Raw genomic sequence first — 20,925 nt, 5'->3', positions numbered from 1 at the left:
GCCAAAGATGAAAAAATATTCGCTTCATTAAATAAAAATTTTACTCACATTGCTTTATTGCTTAAAATTGCCGAGGTGTTAAGTTGTTGCTAAAGCGCCCAGTTTTTTGAGTTGCAGACTTCGGACTTACATTACTTTCGGATCGTTTGCAGCGCCACCGTAATTGGGAACTGAAAACTGCAAACTGGAAACTGAAAACTGAAAACTGAAAACTGAAAACTGCAAACTGGAAACTGAAAACTGGGAACTGCAAACTGAAAACTTCCCTTGGTAACAAAACAATACGGATGACATCTAAATGAGGCATGGAAAAACGTTACGATATAGCAGAATGCAACATCAGGGTCGATTTAAGCGAAGGGATTATTCGTGTTTTTAGCGATGCTGAACTTTGGCGCTTCTTAGATGGTAAGGCTAATGAGCGGTTCGAATTGCTGATAGAAACCATTAAGAGCGATTACGAAAATGTTTTTCAAAAGCCGCTAAACATTGCCAATGATTCATTAATCGTTGAGATCTTGGTGCACGTGTATTGCGATTATCTGGGCTTGGCCTTTAATCGTATTTTTAAAATCAAGCCCATTCAAAAATTGGTAACTAAACTACTGAAACGAGCAGAGGTTGTAGATTGTGGTGAACGAGCCAAAGATACCAATCGTTGGGTTTGGGATTTTCTGGCCCGTTTCAAATCCTTATTTATTAAGCTATTACCAGCCAACCTAAATGCCACTAATTTGAAAAAGCACTGACTTTTTAATCGATTTGATGCTTGGTGGCACACTAATCCATTTGGGCAGCCAATAGGGTCTCTTGGTTTACTGCCATGCTGGCCGCGAGGGTTTCATCTAAAAAAGAAGAATGATATTTTTGATCGGAGTTATTAATAAACAGGACCGTGCGATCTGATATTGTGTTAATTACCTTTTCTGCAAGCTTGGCTGGCACGGCAGGGCAACCCTGGCTACGGCCTAGTCTTCCCAATTGATTTATAGTTTCCTGGCAAACGTAATCTGCGCCATGTACAACAATGGCTCTTTCTCTGGCATTGTTGTTAAAACCGCGGTCCATTCCATCTAACTTTAACGATCGGCCGTGTTTGCCATAATAAACCTCGCCCGTTAGGTAAAAGCCAATGCTGCTTTGATTGGAGTTCGGCGTATTAGAAAAAAGTGTGGGCTTGTCGCCTCCGCTGTTTTGACCGTGGGCAACCCATGTATTTAAAATGAGTTTTTTCTTGTCGAGATCGATAATGTACAAACGTTTTTTGCTGCTCTCCTGATCGAAATCGGCAATGGTAAGAATGGATTTGGCATGTAAAAGACCGTTATACTTCATGTTGTAAAAACCGGTAAGTGCTTTTTCGAAAACTTCTACTTTCAAGCCTGCCGAATCCAGTTTTGCTGCATGATACAACTCGTCGATAAAACTACTGTATAAACTGTCGGAGGCGATATTTTTGATTGTTTGTTGCTGTGTTTGCGGTTTCTCTGCCGCTTTCCAACTTGTTCCTACAATGCCAATACACACTAAAAAAATCGTAGCAATGCCCAGGATGTGTTTCTTCATACTATAATGTTTGGTTTAATACTCAGTTACTTATACGAACAAATTGAGCATTTGTTGCCCCGTGCTCGCTGTAGTTTTAAAATTACATTAAGTTTTTGACAAATTATAATATTTTATAGCTTTTAGGAATATTTTTTATTGGTTAATCTGTCATTCTTACTGATGAAGAAGCCGTTACCTACGATGTAGTTGCTTATTGAAAAGCACAAGCCCTTCCCGCTAGTCGGGATTTGCAGTTCGACTTGTCAACTCTGGATTTGAAATCCAGCGCTATATAGGTCGAGATTGGACATCTCGACCAGCGCTCAAGCCAATATTGTGTATGTCGTAGCGAGACGCTACCGACGTTATTAAGTTAAGCTTGTCAATTGTCATCCGATAGCTATCGGATCTCTGAGTCTTTCGACTTCGCTCAAGATAAACTCAGTCGAAGATCCTTTCTATAGGATAAAACGAAAAATATCTGTCCTTCGACTCCGCTCAGGATGACAATATTTTTTCGTTTTATCCTTAACTTAATAGCATTGGAGACGCTACGACGAGATGGTAGGGAATCGGTTTTTTGCCGTTGACTTCAGTCAACGGGTTATAGAAACAAACCGAACGGCAAATTGCGGTTTCATTTCCGTATTTTTGAAAAAAAACACAACATGCCAAAGCAGGAAAACGATTACTCTTTCTGGACCAAATACAAACGTTTTGCAACAACCGAAATCTTAATGTACCTCATCATGATTATCGGTATCGGCCTCGGAATTATTTTTTTAAGCTAAGTGCCAGTTTCAAATAATCAGCAGCGTTCACATCATTCATAAATCTGGCAAACTCAGCATATTTTTCTGCCGGAAAAGTTCCGTCGTTAACTACCAGTTTCCGATAATAGGTGAGTTTGTTTCCATCTAAGCTCGCCTTTGCAGTGTACTGACCAAAAATGCTGTTAAAATTCTTTTTGGCTTCAGTAATCAAACTTTTATTTACATTATCAGGCAAGGTATAAATTATCGTATCCTCGTCTGTAAATCCGCGGTTTATATACACAGGTAACGTTCTGTTTTTTACATCAGGGATGGATTTTGTTAGGTTAAAGGCATTTAATTGCAGGTACATCTTGTTGCCGTTAATGGGCGCATAGTTTCTGATGTTTATGGCAATATTTTCCTTAAGCTTCGGATTGATATCCTTCTCCTGAGCAAAAGAAGCCGTTTCAAATTCAATGTTATCAATGTTGTAAGCCTCTTTAAGCAATTTATCCTGTTCCATTTGCGATTTTCCGATCATAGCTTCACGGTTATCGTATTGTGCGCCCTCAAAAACAGTTTGTAATGTTCCAGTGATGTTTCCGTCGGCAAGAACGTTCAATTTTGCCAAACGAACCTGAATGTTGTCCTTCGCCCTCAACTTAGGCGTACGCAACAGTTTACCGCCCTCCGGCGTACAGGCCAGCACCATTCTGTCGTCAGTAAAATCGCCCAAAAAGCCAAATGGAATTTTTTGACTCGTACACTCCAACCACGTGGTATCGCCTTTTAAGGGCATGCATAAAATAATGTGATTTCCCTGTACCATGCTGGCAAACGTAGGATCGATACTTTTTTTCTCCGAACCTGCCTCAACCACGCAGTAATAAGATTCAATGTCGGCAACGCTCAACATGCTCTGCATATAATTTACCAGTGCCTTGCAATCGCCATAGCCCACTCGATCTACCTCGCTTGCGGCAATAGGCTGAAAACCGCCGATCCCAATCTGCACGCTGATATACCTTGTTTTATCCTGTAGATATTGATAAATTTTTCGGGCTTTTTCCTTATCATCATTCTCGTTCTTTACGAGTTGTTTCACCATTTCAACGGTGGCAGGAGTAAGGGTACTTCTTTCTTTGAGCAAATCATCGTAAATCCACTTCCCAAGCTCCTGCCAGTTGGCGTAATTGCCCTTGTGGTTGTAATAATTAAACTGCTGCGGCGCTATTTGGATGTTTGTAAAATACGTTTCCGGGTCCGGGCTGTAAGGCTCCGTTTTAACCGCTGGCAAGTTGCTCACCCGCCAGGTTGTGGTTTTCTGTTTCTCGTCGACAACGGTTTCAGGCTCTCCAGCATAATTTACGGCTTTAATTCTAACTTCATCGCTAGGTTTGGCAATAAAAGTATAGCTGCTCTTTTCAACCGATACATCATTCGCCGGTTTGGGCTGCCAATCGGGAATAATAAGGTTCTGTTTGTTTCTGATCTCGTAGTTATAAACCACCGTGTACGGATATTGGTTAACGTTGGGCAAATAATGTTTTACGCGACTATCAACAAAGAGGGAAAAACCATCTGCAGCACTCACATCGGCAAAATCGTTTTGATTAAACTTACTTATCGGCTTGCCAACAGCGTTATACACCTCGCCCTTTACACCCCTTATCGAAGTATTTTTGTCGTAATATAAAACCAGTTGAGCCGCCCGCTCGCCGTTTTGGTTAAAAACAGTAATTGCTTTTTTAACATTCAGCGTTACATTGTCCGGCGAGCGCATATCAATAACCGTTTCTTCATTTCTGATGCACGAGTTTGCCCTGCTTCGAAGTTCAGGCGGAATCAGGTCAGCATCGTAATTCTCTTGCGAGAAACATAATGAGTGTGCAAAAAGGACGAAAAAAAGCGAAAACAGATATCTCATTTGGCGGGCCTTTTAAATAAAAATTCAGATTTTTGGTTTTGAATAATCTTGCTGTAAAATTCCTTTAGCGCAAAATATTCATCTGGTTGGTAAATGGCGTTGTTCAACTGCAGCATTTGGCTTACCGCAATTTTATCATCTTCAAAAGCACATTGAAGCAAATATTTTCCTCCCGAATTGGGTAGGGCAATAGACAAATTCTGAGGCTTTTCGATCATTTTATAATTACTCGGAAGCGTTAAGTTAATCATTACCCTTTCATCAGATGAAGCGCCCAAATCGACGGGGTAAGTACGGTCGCTCAGGTTAAACGGGTTTTTGGTAATTGGGTTGATAAAAAAAGGACTAAAATAGAACTGACCATTCGAACCATCGTTTACGGTAAATTCCACTTCATAGCTTTCTGTTAGCGCATTTTCTACGCTGTCGAGATTTAAAATTTTGTGACTTAAAATCTTAATTCTAGGTAAACGTTCATCCAGCTTTTCCACGTACTCATCGGGCGAGGGATAGCGTAAAATCTCTTTGCGCTTATTAAGGGCAGCGTAGCCCTGCGTATGGGTTGTTAAAAGTCCCACAATTTTTCCCTCATCAGTAAGCTCACCGTTTAAAATGTAATTGGTTGCTGTTTTTCTGCTTGCCTTTAGGTCAATCCAGTACGAAGGTTTTTTTAAGTTAATTACCCGTCCCTGATCGTTTATGCAACGCAAAGGCAATAATCCGAAAGGTAACAGCGGCTCTGAGGCATCCAGTAAATAGCTTTTATCGCCAATGTTTACCTTGGCCACAACATAATTAAATTCGGTAAGCACCGGATACAGTTTGTTAACCGTACCGTTATCTCTCGTAGATAAGATTACCGCTTCCGCATCCAGATTGGCAGCAGATAAAGCCGCAATCAAACTGATATTAATGTCCGCAACATTTCCCGATCTCGAGTCTACCGCATTTTTGATGTTATCCTCTGTGTATTTTCCGTAATAATTGTTCCATTTAATCTGCTTTTGAACGTAATTGTAAATCGCCTTAGCCTTGGCCAAATCATCTTGCGCATCTTTAACAATGCCCGGGATCAAATCCTTAAAAACGTCCTTCTTTTTCATTTGCGAACCCATGTTGCGGTCAGAAACCAGTTCGTAATCTACATCTTTCCACGTTTTGGTGTACGATATTTTTCCGCCATTGATGTTCTGCGCCTCAGCCAGCTCAAAATAAATCGCCGATTTGAAATTGCTCGGCGCCGTCATGTTATCCTCCTCAATAAAAGCCGGTATGTTTTTCATCACATAGCTGATTTTCGAGCAATCGATAGCTACCCCCGATAAGCGCAGGCACTCTTTGCTCAACTCCACCTTTTGATCGGCCAACTTCTGATAGCCACGCAACGACACGTTATAAGTGTAAATACCGGGGATAAAGACCAGGTATTCGCTGATCACCTTCGGAATGTCGGTTTGAAATTCCCAGGTCTTAAAAGTGAATAAGTTTGGCGATCGAAGCTGGTAACTGTACTCAATAACCGAACCTTCCCTTAAGTTGGGCAAGGTAAATTTTGTTAACCGCGTATATTTCGACCTGTTCTCGGTAAATACCGCTTTCCTGTCCATAGCTGTTTCCACAAATTTCCCATCAATATAATTAAAGGTCGATGCTTTAAGCTCACTGATCGATTCTTCCCGGTTATCATCCTTATACATAGGTACAATAATGTTCGCCTGTTTAAATCCCTCCTTATTATAGATTTTGATTTTTACATGGTGTTCAAAAATCAGTTCCAGTCGGCCCGTATTGTCATCTAACTGAATGCGTGCCGTGCCAAATTCTTTTAAAACAATGGCATTCGCATTGCTGTCGAGGCGCTTCCTGTCAAATTCGTAGTCATCATAAGTAATTGCCCCAAAAGTGAAATTTTGAGCATAAGAAGATAAGGAAGAAAGAAATAGAATGGAAAAGAATAGTTTTTTAATCATTAGAGCGAAATTAAATTAGGCCAATTTAACTTTAGTCGCCAACAATGAGAAATAATTTCAAAATTAAATTTTAAAATTATGTACTCATTTTATAAAATGAATGAAACCTTTTTAGCACTTTTGAGAAAAATGAAGTTTGGCATCAGTTTAACCCTATAATGCCGTAAATCCATATCAAAATAGAATGAAGTTAAATTTGAAACGCCCTCTAGCATTTTTCGATTTAGAGGCAACAGGTGTAAATGTTGGTGCAGATAGAATTGTAGAGATTGCCGTTTTGAAAGCCATGCCAGATGGATCGGAAATTGTGAAAACGTGGCGTGTAAACCCCGAAATGCCAATTCCGTTACAAACCTCGCTAATTCATGGAATTTATGATGAGGATATTGCAAACGAGCCCACTTTTAAGGAGTTAGCTGCCGAAATTGCCGAATTTATTGGCGAAAGCGACCTTGCCGGCTATAACTCCAATAAATTTGATATACCAATGCTGTTAGAAGAATTTTTGAGAGCAGAAGTTGATTTTAGCATGAGCGATAGAAAGTTTGTAGATGTACAAAATATCTTTCACCAGATGGAACAACGTACATTAAAGGCGGCCTATAAGTTCTATTGCCAGGAAGATTTGATCAATGCCCACGCCGCAGAGGCCGATGTTATTGCGACCTACAAGGTGCTGCTTGGTCAGTTGGAAATGTACAAGGAAACCGAGTTCGAAAACAAGCAAGGCGTGAAGTCCGTTCCGGTGGTAAATGATGTTGATGCATTGCATATTTTTACCAACATACATAAGCCGGTTGATTTTGCGGGACGCATGGTGTATAACGATAAAGATGAGGTTTGCTTTAACTTTGGTAAGCACAAGGGAAAAACTACCGAACAGGTGTTTTCAATTGAGCCAAGCTATTACGCATGGATGAAACAGGGCGATTTCCCTTTATACACCAAGAAAAAACTTGATGAAGAATGGGCAAAGTTTAACGCAAAGAAAAACGAAAATAAAGCCAATCGGCCACAAACTCAGCCAGCGCCCAATAAGCCAAAGTTTCAGCAGAAACCGCAAGCAAGGCCACAACCCAAACCAGAAAAACCTGCCCAGCCGATTAATAACGATATGCTTGAGCAGCTAAAAATGAAGTTTGGAAAGTAGTTGGGGAACAAACCTGTCATCCTGAGCTTTAATTTTTAGCAAAAAAATTAATATGAGTGCCGTTGTTTTTTAGAAGAATATCCCAAAGGAGCGTCATTTCGACCGAAGTGCTCGGTAGGAGCTCCTTTGGAGGAGAAATCTTTGCGCAAAGTTAGGTTCAAAGATTTCTCGGCTGCGCTCGAAATGACGATTTTTGTGTTGTTTTTGAAGAACGCCAATGGTAGGTACGAAGAATCTCCAGACTATGGAACGCTACCGCCAAAAAAGCACAAGCTTTTAGCGCTGGATTTAAAATCCAGTATTACATGGGACGAGATTGCAAATCTCGACCAGCAACAACGCGTGAATAACTGCCAACTACAACTGAAAACTACCTACTGAAAACTGCCAACTGAAAACACCAACTGAAATAATGAAATCGATAAAAATAATCTGCGCTTTACTCCTAAGTTTTAGCTTTGTTAACGCACAAGTTAAGCTGCCAGTTGCACCAGTTTTTGAGAACACTTACAAAAACGGTACAAGAAACGTCAACGGAGAACCGGGCAAAAACTACTGGCAAAATAATTCTAGGTACCAGATTAAGGTCGATTTTAATCCAGTTAGTCGCTTGATCGCCGGCGAAGTACAAATTTTATATACCAATAACAGTCCCGATACGCTGAACGAGATTTGGTTTAAACTTTATCCAAACCTATATAAAAAGGGCACACCAAGGAAAGCGAAGCTATCAGAAGCTGATTTGGGCGATGGCGTTGCTATTTCGAAGATGTTGGCCAATGGGAAACAGACTACCGATTTTAAAGTAGATGGTACCAACATGACGGTGAACGTTCCTCCGGTATTGCCCGGAAAAACGATTACTTTCTCTATCAATTACAGCTATGTTTTAAACAAAGGCTCGCACATGCGTACCGGACAGGTAGATGAGGGATCGCACTTTGTGGCTTACTTTTTTCCGAGAATTGCCGTTTACGATGATGTCGACGGCTGGAATAAGTTTCCTTACACCGGCGCAGAAGAGTTTTACAATGATTTTGACCAGTTTAATGCCGAAATTAAAGTTCCGGGTGGCTATGCGGTTTGGGCAACAGGCGATTTAAAAAATGCTGCTGAGGTATTTCAAAAAGACGTAGTTTACAAAATTGCATCTGCAGAGAAAAATGATGCTGTGGTCGACGTTATTACGCCGCAAGATCTTACCGACAATAAAGTAACTCAGCCCAATGAGTTTAATGTTTTTAAGTTTGAGGCCAAAAATGTAACTGATTTTGTATTTGCCGTAAGCGATCATTACCTGTGGAAATCTAGCAGTTTGGTAGTTGATCCGAAAACGAAGCGGAGAACGCGTGTAGATGCCGTTTTTAATCCCAAACATAAAGATTATTACGAAATAATCGATTTTGCACGTAAAACTGTGGAGGCGATGAGTTACAAATTTCCGAAATGGCCATACCCTTACAATCACGAAACTGTATTTGATGGCTTAGATCAAATGGAGTACCCCATGATGGTAAACGATAATCCCGTAAACATTAGAGAAGATGCGATTACCCTTACCGATCATGAAATTTTTCACACGATGTTTCCATTTTATATGGGCATAAACGAAACCAAATACGGTTGGATGGATGAAGGCTGGGCGACAATAGGAGAGTGGCTAATTTCGCCGATGATCGATTCGACGATGGTTGACGATTATGGAATTCAGCCTACTGCAGCTTCTTCGGGTGGAAAAGACGATTCGCCGATTATGACGTTAACCCCCGATCTTAAAGGTTCAGGATCATTTACCAACTCTTACCCAAAACCCGGTTTGGCCTATTTATATGTAAAGGATTACCTGGGCGACGAATTATTTACAAGAGCACTGCACACGTATATTAAAAACTGGAATGGCAAACACCCCATGCCCTACGATTTTTTCAATAGCATGAACGAGGGCAGCGGTAAAAATTTAAACTGGTTTTGGAAACCGTGGTTTTTTGAAGGTGGCGTTTTAGATATGGCCATAAAATCTGTTGATAAAACCACTTCTGGATATACGATTACGATCGAAAATAAAGGGATTAAGGCGTTGCCAATAGATTTAAAGCTTAGCTATGATGACGATTCGACCGAAAACCAACATCGCTCAATCGGCGTGTGGGAAAAAGGCAACAGCACAACCCAAATCGAAATAAAAACAACGAAAAAACTGCGTAAAGTGGTGATGGGCGATGTGCATACCCCTGATAAAGTGAAAAGCGACAATAGTTTTACGGTGAATTAGCTGATCGGCTAGTTTTTGGCACGGCTAGCGATCTCATTTTGTCATTCTGAGCATAGCGAAGAATCTGCAGGCTATGAAAAACAAAGCGTTGAAAAAGCACTGCTAAAAAACGAGCAGAAGCGTCGCCTGATCGAGTTGGTTTTTGCCGTTATGTGTTTCATCGATTGGGGTTACTTCGTTTTTTAATTCAGCAAATGCTATTCTTGAACGAGCTGACCGTTATACGAAGGAAAGTGGTTATCAACGCTTAAAAGCTGAAGGTTCTCAGTAATTGCTTGCGCTATAATTATTCTATCAAAAGGATCGTTATGATGAGATTCTAATCTGGATAATTCTAAAATATGAGGCAAAGTAATTGGGAGCAGATCAAATCCACTAGCGTCAATCGCATTGAATATTTCTTCCAATGAAGATCTTAGATCTAATCGCCCTAACGAATATTTTATTGCAAGCTCTCAGTAACTACTAATACTTACAAAACATTTGTTGCTATCAGACTCAATCAATGTTCTTAATGTTTTTGGTAGTTTTTTATTGTTTGTAATGAACCAAATAGCGATGTGCGTATCAAGTAAAAGCCTCATTTCATGTAATTTTCAAAGCCTTCGATAGGGTCGTCGAAATTCGTTTTTAAGTCAATTAAACCTTCAGCCAGTCCAGCGACTCTTTTTTTATTAGCCTTAACTGAGTGTTTTTTTTCCAATAATGAATCTATATAGTTAGATACCTTGTCTTTCAAATCCGTTGGCAAATCGGAAAGTTTGGTGTATAATTGAATGTCAGTCATATAATCAAATATACTAATATGTAATGAATTATACAGTTAGATCTTCAATGTTATAACTTACACTGAATTTCTAAATCGGTTTCAAAAAGTCTACATTCCTTTTCAGACCTGCTAGTTTGGTTCGTTTAACTGCCGAGCCTTTAAATACCTTTTTGAAAACCTCGTCGGTAATTTCAGTTAAATCTTTTGCGGTCAAGTCGAGCAAACCATCTGCAGGAGCAAAGGCATCTTCCTGGTGCATTTTCGAAAACCGGTTCCAGGGGCAAACATCCTGACAAATATCGCAGCCGAACATCCAGTTATCGATTTTATCCTTAAATTGATTCGGAATCTCATTCTTAAGCTCGATGGTTAAGTAAGAAATGCACTTACTCCCGTCAACAACTTGCGGCGCAATGATTGCGTCAGTAGGGCAGGCATCGAGGCAGCGGGTACAAGTTCCGCAATGGTCGGTTTGAAAAGGATCATCGTAATCCAGTTCCAGGTCAATAATCAGTTCGGCCAAAAAGAAGAATGAACCATCCGTTTTACTAATCAGGTTTGAGTTTTTCCCTATCCAGCCAATGCCCGATTTTTTCGCCCATGCCCGATCCAGCACCGGGGCCGAATCTACAAACGCACGACCTGCAACGGCGCCAATGTTTTCCTCGATGAAAAGGGTAAGCGCTTTAAGTTTATCTTTTATTACATGGTGATAGTCATTTCCGTAAGCATATTTCGATATTTTGGGCGCAGAAGGATCTTTCTGTTTTTCGTCCGTATAATAATTTAGCGATAAAGAGATTACAGATTTTGCACCATCGACGAGTAAGCGTGGATCGAGCCTTTTATCGAAATAATTCTCCATGTATTTCATTTCGCCGTGGTAATTTTTGTTGAGCCAATTCTCTAATCGCGGTGCTTCATCTTCTAAAAATTCGGCTTTTGAAATACCACAAGCCATAAAGCCCAGACGCAGGGCTTCATCTTTAATCAGTTTGCTATATTTTGGCTTATTATTATACACAGGGTTGCAAAGATAGGGCTTACAATCAAAACATTTTCAGTAATCACTTGTTCTAATTACAGAACCCTAAATTAATAAGTAAAGGGCTTATCCCCTCGGGAAGTTAGTCTGAACTCAATAACGAAACAATGGAAGAAATAGATCCAAAACACACGGAATCTGGAGAAGCTCCAAAACCGATAGAAAAAGATTATGAAAGTCATAAAGAAGATCCCGGGCCAGCAAAACCTGCGGTAACCGAAAAAGACGAAAACGGTGCTGGTTCAGTATTGAAATGGATTTTGCCAGTCGCGGTTATTATTGGCCTGATCATCTGGTTCATTATGAGAAAATAATTAGCTTAACATTAAAAGTTAAATGCCGGTTGCGATGCAGCCGGCATTTTTTATGTAATAGAATATGATAACTGTTGGTTTGGAAATTGTTCTTTCAACGGAAGCCCTCCATAGGAGCTCCTTTCGAGGAGAAATCTTTGAACCTTGGACAGAGATTTCTCGGCTACGCTCGAAATGACGACCTTTCTAAGGGCCTCCTCTAAAAGCATCGTCACTCAGGTTGATTTTTCGCTAGAAAATTAATACTTAGGATGACAGCTTTAAATTGATTTCTTAAGAATAGTTAAATCTCACACAACCGCAACAGCATAATCAACCCTTCAACAATCAAAATAATTGATAAAAAAAGAAGTCAAGTTTTAAAAACTTGACTTCTTTAACTTGTTGATAATCAGTTATTATTTTAACAAATTGACCTGATAAAGATCCGTTCGTCTATCTTTTAAGATTTTCACTGTTCCGTAATTGTGCAATTCATCTAACAAGTGCAAATCAACATCAACCATTAAAACCATTTCGGTATTTGGCGTTGTCTCGGCCTTTATAGCATTGGTAGGAAAAGCAAAATCTGAAGGCGTAAATACGGCTGATTGCGCAAACTGAATATCCATGTTATTCACTTTTGGCAGGTTACCCACGCAACCGGCAATAGCCACATAACATTCGTTTTCAATCGCCCTGGCTTGTGCACAATAGCGAACGCGGGTATAACCATTCTGAGTATCAGTTAAGAATGGTACGAACAAGATCTGCATCCCCTGGTCGGCGTAAATGCGGCTCAGTTCAGGAAACTCAACATCGTAGCAAATTAAAATACCCACTTTACCGCAATCGGTATCAAAAACCTGAATTTTATCGCCACCCACCATTCCGTAGTATTTTTGTTCGTTCGGCGTGATGTGAATTTTACGGTAGCTATCAATTTTCCCGGTACGGTGACACAGGTAAGTGGCATTGTAAAGCTTTCCATCTTCAATAATCGGCATGCTTCCGGTAATGATATTTACATTATAACTCAACGCGTACTCATGCATTTTGGCTATAATTTCCTCAGTCATTTCGGCAAGCTTGCGCATTGCTTCCATTTCGGGCAGGTGGTTGTATGGTTGAAGCAGCGGCGTATTAAATAACTCGGGGAACATAATAAAATCCGAATTGTAGCCACTAACCGCATCTACAAAAAACTCTACCTGCTCATAAAACGCATCAACGTTCGGAAACAAGCGCATTTGCCATTGCACCAGGCCTAAACGGATATTCATTGCAGAACGAGCCGAGGCATCTATTCCCTGATAATAAATGTTGTTCCACTCAATTAACGTAGCATACTCTTTCGATTCCTGATCATCTGGCAAATAGTTTTTCAACACTTTCCGAACGTGGAAATCATTCGATATTTGGAAAGTCAGCGTTGGATCGTAAATTTCCTTCGACTTAACCTTGTCGATATATTGCCTTGGGCTAAGTGTTTCAGCATATTCGTGGTAACCCGGAATCCTTCCGCCAGCGATGATACTTTTCAAATTCAGGGTTTCACACAGTTCTTTACGTGCTTCATATAACCTTCTGCCAAGTCGTAGGCCGCGGTGCTCAGGATGCACAAAAATTTCGATGCCATATAACGTATCACCGTTCGGATCGTGCGTAGAGAACGAATAATTACCCGTAATGAGCTTGTAGGTGTGCTTATCGCCATATTCATCATAATCTACAATAATAGATAGTGAACAGGCAACCACTCTATTATCTACAGCGATGCACAATTGTCCCTCAGGAAAGATTTTTAACAACTTAGCGATGCTCGATTTTGGCCATATTGAGCCACCCATGCTGTCATAGGCTTGCATCATCGATTCTTTTAAGTCTTCGTAATCTTCGAGGGTTAATCTTCGTAATTCTATATTCATAATGTTTGTTTCTATATAATTAACAGAAAGGCGGGATGAATGTTTTTGGGGATGATTTACAAGATTTTGGCAAAGGTAATAAAAAACCAGCTAATTGTAACAGGAAAGTTGCTTTCGGTAGGGGAATTGCATTTAAAATGACTATCACAAAATTAGCCACGGAAATATAGAAGTCACGGAAAAGAATGAAGATTTCCGTGATTTTCGTACCTCCATGGCAAATATAATGCATAGTATTTGCCGTTAACATACACAGAAAAGAGAACAAATCAGCGACGAAAAGTTAATAGCGATTTCCCTGTGCTTTTCGATGCTTAGTCCTTTATTAACAATCAGTTATAAGGATTAATGAAGTGCGTTGTCACCCAAATTGCCGACAGAAGAGAAGGTGTACCGGGGGCGCAAAAAGCAACTTCTTAGCGCCTAAATTGACGGACAACTAAAATAGCTTGCCTGTTTGACCGGGAAAGTTTTTCTTCAAGTGCTTATAAGCCGCTTCAGTAACCTCACGGCCCCTCGAGGTGCGCATAATGTAGCCTTCTTGTATTAAAAAGGGCTCGTAAACTTCTTCAATGGTGCCTTCATCTTCTCCAACAGCAGTTGCAATGGTTTTTAAGCCCACGGGGCCACCTTTAAATTTATCGATGATGGTGGTTAAAATTTTGTTATCCATTTCATCCAAACCATGTTCATCAACATTTAACGCATTAAGCGCATAGCTGGCAATTTCGGTGTCTATTTTGCCGTTGCCTTTAATCTGTGCAAAATCCCGTGTCCTGCGCAAAAGTGCATTCGCAATACGCGGCGTACCTCGACTACGACGGGCAATTTCGTAGGCGCCTTCATCACTAATCGGTGTTCTTAATATTTCTGCCGAACGTAAAACGATGGTTGTTAAAAGCTTCGCATCATAGTAAGCCAGTCTGGCGTTGATGCCAAACCGAGCCCGTAACGGGGCCGTAAGCAAACCCGAACGCGTAGTAGCACCAACAAGTGTAAACGGGTTTAGCGAAATCTGTACCGATCGGGCGTTAGGCCCGGTTTCAAGCATAATGTCGATCTTGAAATCTTCCATTGCCGAGTACAAATATTCTTCAACCAATGGCGATAAACGATGAATTTCATCAATGAAAAGAATGTCGCCTTCATCCAACCCGGTTAATAATCCCGCCAAATCGCCCGGCTTATCTAACACCGGACCAGAAGTTACCTTAATGCCGGTTGCCATTTCGTTGGCGATGATATGCGAAAGTGTTGTTTTTCCTAATCCCGGCGGGCCATGCAGCAGCACATGATCTAACGCTTCCCCACGAAGTTTAGCCGCCTGAACAAAAATTTTCAGGTTCTCCATCACTTTCTCCTGTCCGGTAAAATCTTCGAAAGCCTGTGGCCTCAAAACCCGTTCAATATCTCTATCGGTAGGGGTAAGGTTGCTCGCTTCGGGATCAAGGTTTTCGTTCATATAATAAGGTGTGTAGTATCAGACGCTCGGTCGGATCAACTTTTTAAGTGTATGGCCAAAAATAACAATAAAATACTCAATTTTTTAGCATTTCGATTTTAATCTGTTTTATGCGCTCATTATTGGGCGTGGTTTCTTACTATTCCGTTTGGCGAGCGTATCCGAAAAATCGGTAAACCCGTAATCCATTTAACGCCATATCTAAAGCCTTCAATATCTTGTTTTTGTATCGTTACGCAATTGGTTTTTTTACCTCGGTGCGACTTGCACTGAATAAAATCGGAATAAAGATGCAGCTCAATCTCATCATGAAAAATAGATGGCTTGATTTTGATGATTTGCTGCGACATACCGTTCATACATTTAAAGCGCTTGTTGGTTACCTGCTGAATTTCTCTGAAACCGATAACGCTTTCGAGCCTGCGGTATATTTATAAAATCCCTCGCCACTTTTTGCGCCCTTGTAGCCAGCCGTTACCATATTTACCAATAAGGGGCAAGGTGCATATTTGGGATTTCCAAATCCATCGTGCAGTACCTTTAATATGGCCAAACAAACATCTAAACCGATAAAATCGGCTAGTTGCAAGGGTCCCATCGGGTGTGCCATTCCCAGTTTCATTACCGTATCAATTTCGTAAACGCCTGCCACGCCCTCATACAGCGTATAAATGGCCTCATTTATCATCGGCATTAAAATGCGGTTGGCAACAAAACCCGGGTAATCGTTTACTTCAACAGGAACTTTTTCGAGGCTTTTAGCAAGCGACATAATGGTCGACGTGGTTTCATCGCTGGTTTGGTAACCGCGAATAACCTCAACCAGTTTCATCACCGGTACCGGGTTCATAAAATGCATGCCGATCACCTGGTTGCCGCGTTCGGTTGCAGCTGCAATTTTAGTGATTGATATCGATGAAGTGTTCGACGCCAAAATTGCATTTGTTGGCGCAAACTGATCCAGTTCCTTAAAAATGCTGAGCTTTAAATCGATATTTTCTGTAGCGGCTTCAACAACCAGATCGGCATTAGCCACTCCTTCCTTTATAGAAGTGAAAGTCGCAATATTTTGTAATGCCGTTGCTTTTTGCCCCTCCGTTAAGGTTTCTTTGGCAACCTGCCGATCGAGGTTTTTCGTTATCGTTGCTAACGCCTTATCCAAGGCCACCTGATTAATATCGATCAGATTAACCTGGTAATCAAACTGGGCAAATACATGCGCTATGCCGTTTCCCATTGTTCCCGAGCCGATAACTGAAATGTTCTTCATTTGTTATGATAAGTTGAAATTGATGATGTTACTATTGTATCGAGAATGGAGTATCAAGTACCGAGATGGAACGCCGCTACTCTTTCAGCTTTTGCCTTTAAGCTTTAGTCTTTGAGCTTTCCGCTTTTAGCTTTCAGCTTCATTTTTAAGGCGCTAATCTTGTTTTCACCCAGCTCCCTTTAACAAGTTCGAAGTTTATTCTGTCGTGCAGCCTGCTTCGTCTTCCTTGCCAAAACTCGATCCTCGTTGGCTTAACGATATATCCGCCCCAATGTGCCGGCTTTGCAATGTCTTTTCCTTCACTTTTAGAATTTAATTCCTCGAATTTTTCTTCTAAAAAAGCTCTGTTCGGAATAATCTGGCTTTGTGGCGATGCTACTGCACCAATTTGGCTCGCCTTCGGGCGAGTAAAAAAATATTCTTCAGAAGTCTCTTTGTCAAGCTTTGTTACTGTTCCTTCAATTCGCACCTGCCGTTCCAAATCGGGCCAAAAAAACACCAATGCCGCATAAGGATTCCGTTTCAGCTCCTTGCCTTTTGCACTTAAGTAGTTGGTAAAAAACCGGAAACCATCGTCGTCTACTCCCTTTAAAAGTACAATTCTGGCGTCAGGCCTGCCTGCCTTATCAACCGTAGCCAGTGTCATTACATTAGGCTCGTAAACCTGAGCCTCAATGGCGTGGTCGAACCATTTTTTAAACTGGATGATCGGATTATTATCTACTTCAGACTCATCTAAAGTGGCGCTTTTGTAATCTTGGCGCAGGTTTTGTAGAAATTCATTAGTAACTTGCATAAAACAAAAATAGGCATCTTTTACGGTGCCACAAATGATTATCGTCATGCTTAACAATATAAAACCAAAAACCGGCCGATTATTGATTTCTGAACCGTTTATGGCCGATCCAAATTTTAAACGCTCGGTGGTTTTAGTAACCGAACATGGTGAAGAAGGAACGGTAGGCTATATCTTAAATCAAGCCGGAAACTTACTTTTAAAAGATGTTATTCAGGATTTATGGCTCGCAGACAATCAAATTTATTTTGGCGGTCCCGTTGCTGCAGATACCTTGCACTTTATTCATCGCGCTTACGATAGGCTGCAAAGTGGCGAGGAAATTGGTGATGGGATTTATTGGGGAGGCGATTTTGAAACGCTTAAAATTCTGATTAACAGCAATGCCATTGATGAAAGTGAGATTAAGTTTTTTATGGGCTATTCTGGCTGGGATTACGGACAGTTGGCACAAGAAATTAAGCTGAATGCGTGGATGGTGAGCAATATTTCGCATCCGGATATTATTTTCGGTAACGATGAGGAAAAGCTCTGGCGGGACGTAATTGTAAATTTAGGTCCCAAATATGCGCATGTAAGTAATTTTCCGGTTGATCCGAGCTTGAATTGAGTTAAGGCCGGGGCTGGGAAAACGAAAAGACCGATGATAGCGTGTTAACTTCATGAGCAGACCTGAATTATTCTGATTTTTAAACACATCACTTCAATAAAATTAAGACGTTTAGTATTAATTGCCATGATATTAAATTGCTAACAGATCAAAAAAAAGTGAGTTTTTTTACTTAGCTTAGTAAGAAAAAACACTATGGGCGTTAAGGAAACATCAAGTCTAAAAAACCACGACCTGATATTTGATATTAAAGCATCCGTTTTAACGGGCACCAACTTTGATAAAATAGACGCTGTTAAACGAGGAATCAGCAAGGCGGCTCTGGTCACGTTTAAAAAGGCCATCAATTTAGATTACGATCACTTTGCCAATATATTGGGGACAACCAAAACAACGCTGCATAAAAAGCAAGATAACGAGGTGTTTAATGCCTCGATTAGTGAAAAAGCGATAGCTTTAATGGAGGTGTATAATTACGGTTATAAAGTTTTTGAGGACAGGGAGAAGTTCAACCGATGGATTCAGAGTAACAATCGTGCGCTCGGAAATCGAGTTCCATTAGATGTTATGGATACGATATTTGGAATCGACGAAGTGAAAAATATCATAACAAGAATTGAACACGGCGTTTATTCCTAACAATGAGGGTGTATCGTTTATCAAAAAGTAAGTATAAAAACGATCTGGAGGGAATTGGTGCAAAAATGGCTGGGGGTAGATGGAATAAAGTTGGAGTAGCATGCGTTTACACTTCCGAAAGCCGTTCTTTAGCCATTTTAGAATACGCGGCCAACGTTGATTTTGACGCTATGCCTAGAGATCTGCACAATATTGAATACGAAATTCCGGAACAAGATTTTCTAACTTTTGAGGAAACTCAGTTTCCCGAAAATTGGAAAGAAATGCCAGGCCCACAGTCAACAAAAGATTTTGGTTCAAGCTATTTAAACAATCGCGATGTATTGGGCATTACGGTACCATCAACCATTGTTCCTAATGAATATAATTATTTAATAAACCCTAATTCATCTAAACTAGCGCAAATTGAGATCGTTCAGGCTATAACGTTTGTTTTTGATTTAAGGATTAAAGGGTAGTTAGAAGTCGGGAAGTCCGATGATATAGCGTGTTAGCCTTCATGAGCAGACCTGAATAATTCTGATTTATAAACACATAACTTTTATCAAACTAAGGTGTTTTGAATTAATTATAATGTCATTAAAACGGTAAGAGGCGTAAAAAATAAGCTCTTTTACTTAGCTTAGTAAGAAAAAACACCATGTCTGTTAAAGCAATCAAACGTAAAAAGCAAGAAATTGCTATTTGATACCGGATTTTCCGTTTCGATGGCAAATAAGTTTGATAAAATAGACGCTGGTGGAGTTTACCGTTTATCAAAAAGTAAAAGTGAATTCAAGTGTTAGGCGATATGCTAACACGCCCGCTCCAAAAGCAAGAGCTGAAAAACTAACGAAAATAATTTATAGATTTGCTGATGTGATTGACAAAAAACTTTACATAATTGCAGGTTGCAATGGAGCAGGAAAAACAACTGCGTCATTTACGATTTTACCTGAGATTTTAGATTGTAAAGAATTTGTCAATGCAGACGAAATTGCAAAAGGACTTTCTCCTTTTCAACCTGAAAAAGTTTCGTTTGAAGCAGGGCGAATAATGCTAAATAGAATCAACGAACTGCTTTCTGAAAACGAAAATTTTGCATTTGAAACTACTTTATCAACCAAAAGTTATAAAAACAAAATCAACGAAGCAAAAAGTAAAGGTTATCGAGTAACATTGTTATTCTTTTGGCTTCAAAACATTGATTTAGCTAAAGAACGTGTAAAAATAAGGGTTTGGGAAGGTGGACATAACATCGAGCCAGAAGTTATCGAAAGAAGATATATCAGAGGAGTTAAAAATTTGTTCGACATATATCTTCCCATTGTTGACGGGGCATTTATTTTTGATAACTCGGAAGCGAAACACGAACTTTTAGCAGATAAACTGATTGGTACTCCACTAAATATTGTAAACAAAGACAAGTTTAATCTTTTGAAAAATTACTATGACAACAACTGAAAAACATATAGAAGAAAAAGACAAAATACTAAAAGGACTTAAAAAAGTGTATGAAAAACTTTTAGAATTTAAAAAATTAAAAAACAGCGAATTGGTTATTTTGCGTGATAACAAAATCGTGAAAATAAAGCCTGAATAAAAGCACAATCGCCTAACAAGCGTTTTGCAATAGTGGGGCGAAACTGCGAAGTGTAATGTCTAGCCGTCTGGGTTAAGATAAATTCAGATAACTTAATCTTATGTGCAGAAAAGCCTGAAGGTAGAAAGGACACATAAATAAACCCGTCATATCGACGACTGATTTTTCATCAGTCGAGATATCTGTTGCCGATAGGTACCAATAAGGAGCGGCAGTACTTCGTAGGAGCTAACTTTAGCCTTCTCAAGCAGTTCGACTCAGCACTCTTGACTCACGACTCACGACTTACTAAGTCACGGCTCAGCACTCACTACTGACTACTCAAATCAGCGCTTTCCTCTACTTTTCGTCTCAGTTCATCTTTATAAGCCTGCATTTTCTCCGTTAACGAGCCGTCGGCGGTAGCTAAAATTTGCGCAGCCAATAAACCAGCATTTTTTGCCGCATTTAAAGCCACTGTAGCAACAGGAATACCGTTCGGCATCTGCAATATGGATAAAATGCTATCCCAGCCATCAATAGAATTTGATGATTTTACCGGAACGCCAATAACGGGCAATGTGGTAATCGAAGCGACCATACCAGGCAAATGAGCTGCACCACCGGCACCAGCAATAATTACTTTTAAACCCCTGCCTTGCGCTTCTTTCGCATAATTGAACATCCGCTCTGGCGTTCTGTGCGCTGAAACAACTGTTATTTCATAATCAATACCGAATTCCTTTAAAACATCAGCAGCATCTTGCATTACAGGCAAATCAGATTTACTGCCCATAATAATTCCAACTTTTGCATCTCCCGAAGGGAAATTTGAATTTTCAGTACTCATATATAATGTATAATCCTTTATTCTTTTCTAATTCAATTTAACTTCCCTTTGTGGTCGGGAATTTTTCACCTTGCCTATAA

At 40.1% G+C, this 20,925-nt stretch carries 23 protein-coding genes; 11 read left to right on the top strand and 12 right to left on the bottom strand.

The features are described 5' to 3' along the window. Positions 1-305: 305 nt before the first annotated feature. Positions 306-749, top strand: coding sequence for a hypothetical protein (locus tag IZT61_RS05800; protein WP_196100232.1), 444 nt, complete (start codon positions 306-308; stop codon positions 747-749). A gap of 31 nt (positions 750-780) precedes the next feature. On the opposite strand, the gene IZT61_RS05795 is transcribed toward IZT61_RS05800, so the two are convergent. Continuing rightward, entirely contained in the window at positions 781-1,566 is a 786-nt protein-coding gene (locus IZT61_RS05795) for a murein L,D-transpeptidase catalytic domain family protein (RefSeq protein ID WP_196100231.1), read from the bottom strand. Between the two features lie 650 nt (positions 1,567-2,216). On the opposite strand from IZT61_RS05795, the gene IZT61_RS22410 reads away from it, so the two are divergent. After that, on the top strand, positions 2,217-2,339 hold the full coding sequence (locus IZT61_RS22410) for a hypothetical protein (RefSeq protein WP_262895712.1): 123 nt from the start codon (positions 2,217-2,219) through the stop codon (positions 2,337-2,339). On the opposite strand, the gene IZT61_RS05790 is transcribed toward IZT61_RS22410, so the two are convergent. Further along, a complete protein-coding gene (locus IZT61_RS05790) occupies positions 2,323-4,230 on the bottom strand; it encodes a DUF3857 domain-containing protein (RefSeq protein ID WP_196100230.1) in 1,908 nt (635 codons plus the stop codon). The genes IZT61_RS22410 and IZT61_RS05790 overlap by 17 nt on opposite strands. Next, entirely contained in the window at positions 4,227-6,200 is a 1,974-nt protein-coding gene (locus tag IZT61_RS05785; RefSeq protein WP_196100229.1) for a DUF3858 domain-containing protein, read from the bottom strand. The genes IZT61_RS05790 and IZT61_RS05785 overlap by 4 nt, the downstream gene beginning before the upstream one ends. A 184-nt stretch (positions 6,201-6,384) precedes the next feature. On the opposite strand from IZT61_RS05785, the gene IZT61_RS05780 reads away from it, so the two are divergent. The 3 genes from IZT61_RS05780 (at position 6,385) to IZT61_RS05770 (ending at position 9,622) form a co-directional block, all read left to right on the top strand. Then, positions 6,385-7,350, top strand: coding sequence for a 3'-5' exonuclease (locus IZT61_RS05780; RefSeq protein ID WP_196100228.1), 966 nt, complete (start codon positions 6,385-6,387; stop codon positions 7,348-7,350). A gap of 141 nt (positions 7,351-7,491) precedes the next feature. Beyond that, on the top strand, positions 7,492-7,731 hold the full coding sequence (locus IZT61_RS05775; RefSeq protein ID WP_196100227.1) for a hypothetical protein: 240 nt from the start codon (positions 7,492-7,494) through the stop codon (positions 7,729-7,731). Positions 7,732-7,762: 31 nt separating this feature from the next. Further along, positions 7,763-9,622, top strand: a complete 1,860-nt coding sequence (locus tag IZT61_RS05770; protein ID WP_196100226.1) for a M1 family metallopeptidase — start codon at positions 7,763-7,765, stop codon at positions 9,620-9,622. A 197-nt stretch (positions 9,623-9,819) separates the two neighbouring features. On the opposite strand, the gene IZT61_RS22555 is transcribed toward IZT61_RS05770, so the two are convergent. The 3 genes from IZT61_RS22555 to queG form a co-directional block, all read right to left on the bottom strand. Beyond that, the gene (locus tag IZT61_RS22555) at positions 9,820-10,029 is read right to left on the bottom strand and encodes a type II toxin-antitoxin system VapC family toxin (protein WP_394370735.1); all 210 of its coding nucleotides are present in this window, start codon (positions 10,027-10,029) and stop codon (positions 9,820-9,822) included. Positions 10,030-10,202: 173 nt separating this feature from the next. After that, complete coding sequence (vapB, locus tag IZT61_RS05760; RefSeq protein WP_196100225.1) at positions 10,203-10,409, bottom strand: type II toxin-antitoxin system VapB family antitoxin; 207 nt, start codon at positions 10,407-10,409, stop codon at positions 10,203-10,205. A gap of 70 nt (positions 10,410-10,479) precedes the next feature. Then, a complete protein-coding gene (gene queG / locus IZT61_RS05755; RefSeq protein WP_196100224.1) occupies positions 10,480-11,415 on the bottom strand; it encodes a tRNA epoxyqueuosine(34) reductase QueG in 936 nt (311 codons plus the stop codon). Between the two features lie 128 nt (positions 11,416-11,543). On the opposite strand from queG, the gene IZT61_RS05750 reads away from it, so the two are divergent. Continuing rightward, on the top strand, positions 11,544-11,750 hold the full coding sequence (locus IZT61_RS05750) for a hypothetical protein (protein WP_196100223.1): 207 nt from the start codon (positions 11,544-11,546) through the stop codon (positions 11,748-11,750). Between the two features lie 398 nt (positions 11,751-12,148). Here the strand turns inward: IZT61_RS05750 and IZT61_RS05745 are convergent, their stop codons facing one another. The 5 genes from IZT61_RS05745 to pdxH form a co-directional block, all read right to left on the bottom strand. Then, a complete protein-coding gene (locus IZT61_RS05745; RefSeq protein ID WP_196100222.1) occupies positions 12,149-13,657 on the bottom strand; it encodes a bifunctional GNAT family N-acetyltransferase/carbon-nitrogen hydrolase family protein in 1,509 nt (502 codons plus the stop codon). Between the two features lie 439 nt (positions 13,658-14,096). Beyond that, complete coding sequence (gene ruvB / locus IZT61_RS05740; RefSeq protein WP_196100221.1) at positions 14,097-15,119, bottom strand: Holliday junction branch migration DNA helicase RuvB; 1,023 nt, start codon at positions 15,117-15,119, stop codon at positions 14,097-14,099. 119 nt (positions 15,120-15,238) lie between these two features. Then, positions 15,239-15,469, bottom strand: coding sequence for a hypothetical protein (locus tag IZT61_RS05735; protein WP_196100220.1), 231 nt, complete (start codon positions 15,467-15,469; stop codon positions 15,239-15,241). A gap of 29 nt (positions 15,470-15,498) precedes the next feature. After that, the gene (locus tag IZT61_RS05730; RefSeq protein ID WP_196100219.1) at positions 15,499-16,389 is read right to left on the bottom strand and encodes a 3-hydroxybutyryl-CoA dehydrogenase; all 891 of its coding nucleotides are present in this window, start codon (positions 16,387-16,389) and stop codon (positions 15,499-15,501) included. Between the two features lie 145 nt (positions 16,390-16,534). Then, positions 16,535-17,185, bottom strand: a complete 651-nt coding sequence (gene pdxH / locus IZT61_RS05725; protein ID WP_196101228.1) for a pyridoxamine 5'-phosphate oxidase — start codon at positions 17,183-17,185, stop codon at positions 16,535-16,537. A gap of 46 nt (positions 17,186-17,231) precedes the next feature. Here pdxH and IZT61_RS05720 point away from each other — a divergent pair, with 46 nt between their 5' ends. From IZT61_RS05720 to IZT61_RS05700, 5 genes are all read left to right on the top strand, one after another. Then, a complete protein-coding gene (locus IZT61_RS05720) occupies positions 17,232-17,795 on the top strand; it encodes a YqgE/AlgH family protein (protein ID WP_196100218.1) in 564 nt (187 codons plus the stop codon). 195 nt (positions 17,796-17,990) lie between these two features. After that, positions 17,991-18,434, top strand: a complete 444-nt coding sequence (parS, locus tag IZT61_RS05715) for a type II RES/Xre toxin-antitoxin system antitoxin (RefSeq protein ID WP_196100217.1) — start codon at positions 17,991-17,993, stop codon at positions 18,432-18,434. 2 nt (positions 18,435-18,436) lie between these two features. Beyond that, a complete protein-coding gene (locus IZT61_RS05710) occupies positions 18,437-18,892 on the top strand; it encodes an RES family NAD+ phosphorylase (RefSeq protein WP_196100216.1) in 456 nt (151 codons plus the stop codon). A 280-nt stretch (positions 18,893-19,172) separates the two neighbouring features. Further along, positions 19,173-19,877, top strand: coding sequence for a zeta toxin family protein (locus IZT61_RS05705; protein ID WP_230383871.1), 705 nt, complete (start codon positions 19,173-19,175; stop codon positions 19,875-19,877). Further along, a complete protein-coding gene (locus tag IZT61_RS05700) occupies positions 19,864-20,016 on the top strand; it encodes a hypothetical protein (protein WP_196100215.1) in 153 nt (50 codons plus the stop codon). The genes IZT61_RS05705 and IZT61_RS05700 overlap by 14 nt, the downstream gene beginning before the upstream one ends. A gap of 310 nt (positions 20,017-20,326) precedes the next feature. On the opposite strand, the gene purE is transcribed toward IZT61_RS05700, so the two are convergent. After that, positions 20,327-20,845, bottom strand: a complete 519-nt coding sequence (gene purE / locus IZT61_RS05695; protein WP_196100214.1) for a 5-(carboxyamino)imidazole ribonucleotide mutase — start codon at positions 20,843-20,845, stop codon at positions 20,327-20,329. Between the last annotated feature and the right edge of the window lie 80 nt (positions 20,846-20,925).

This window comes from Pedobacter endophyticus, assembly GCF_015679185.1.
Taxonomy (GTDB): Bacteria; Bacteroidota; Bacteroidia; order Sphingobacteriales; family Sphingobacteriaceae; genus Pedobacter; species Pedobacter endophyticus.
This window is presented reverse-complemented; position numbering and strand designations above follow the sequence as displayed.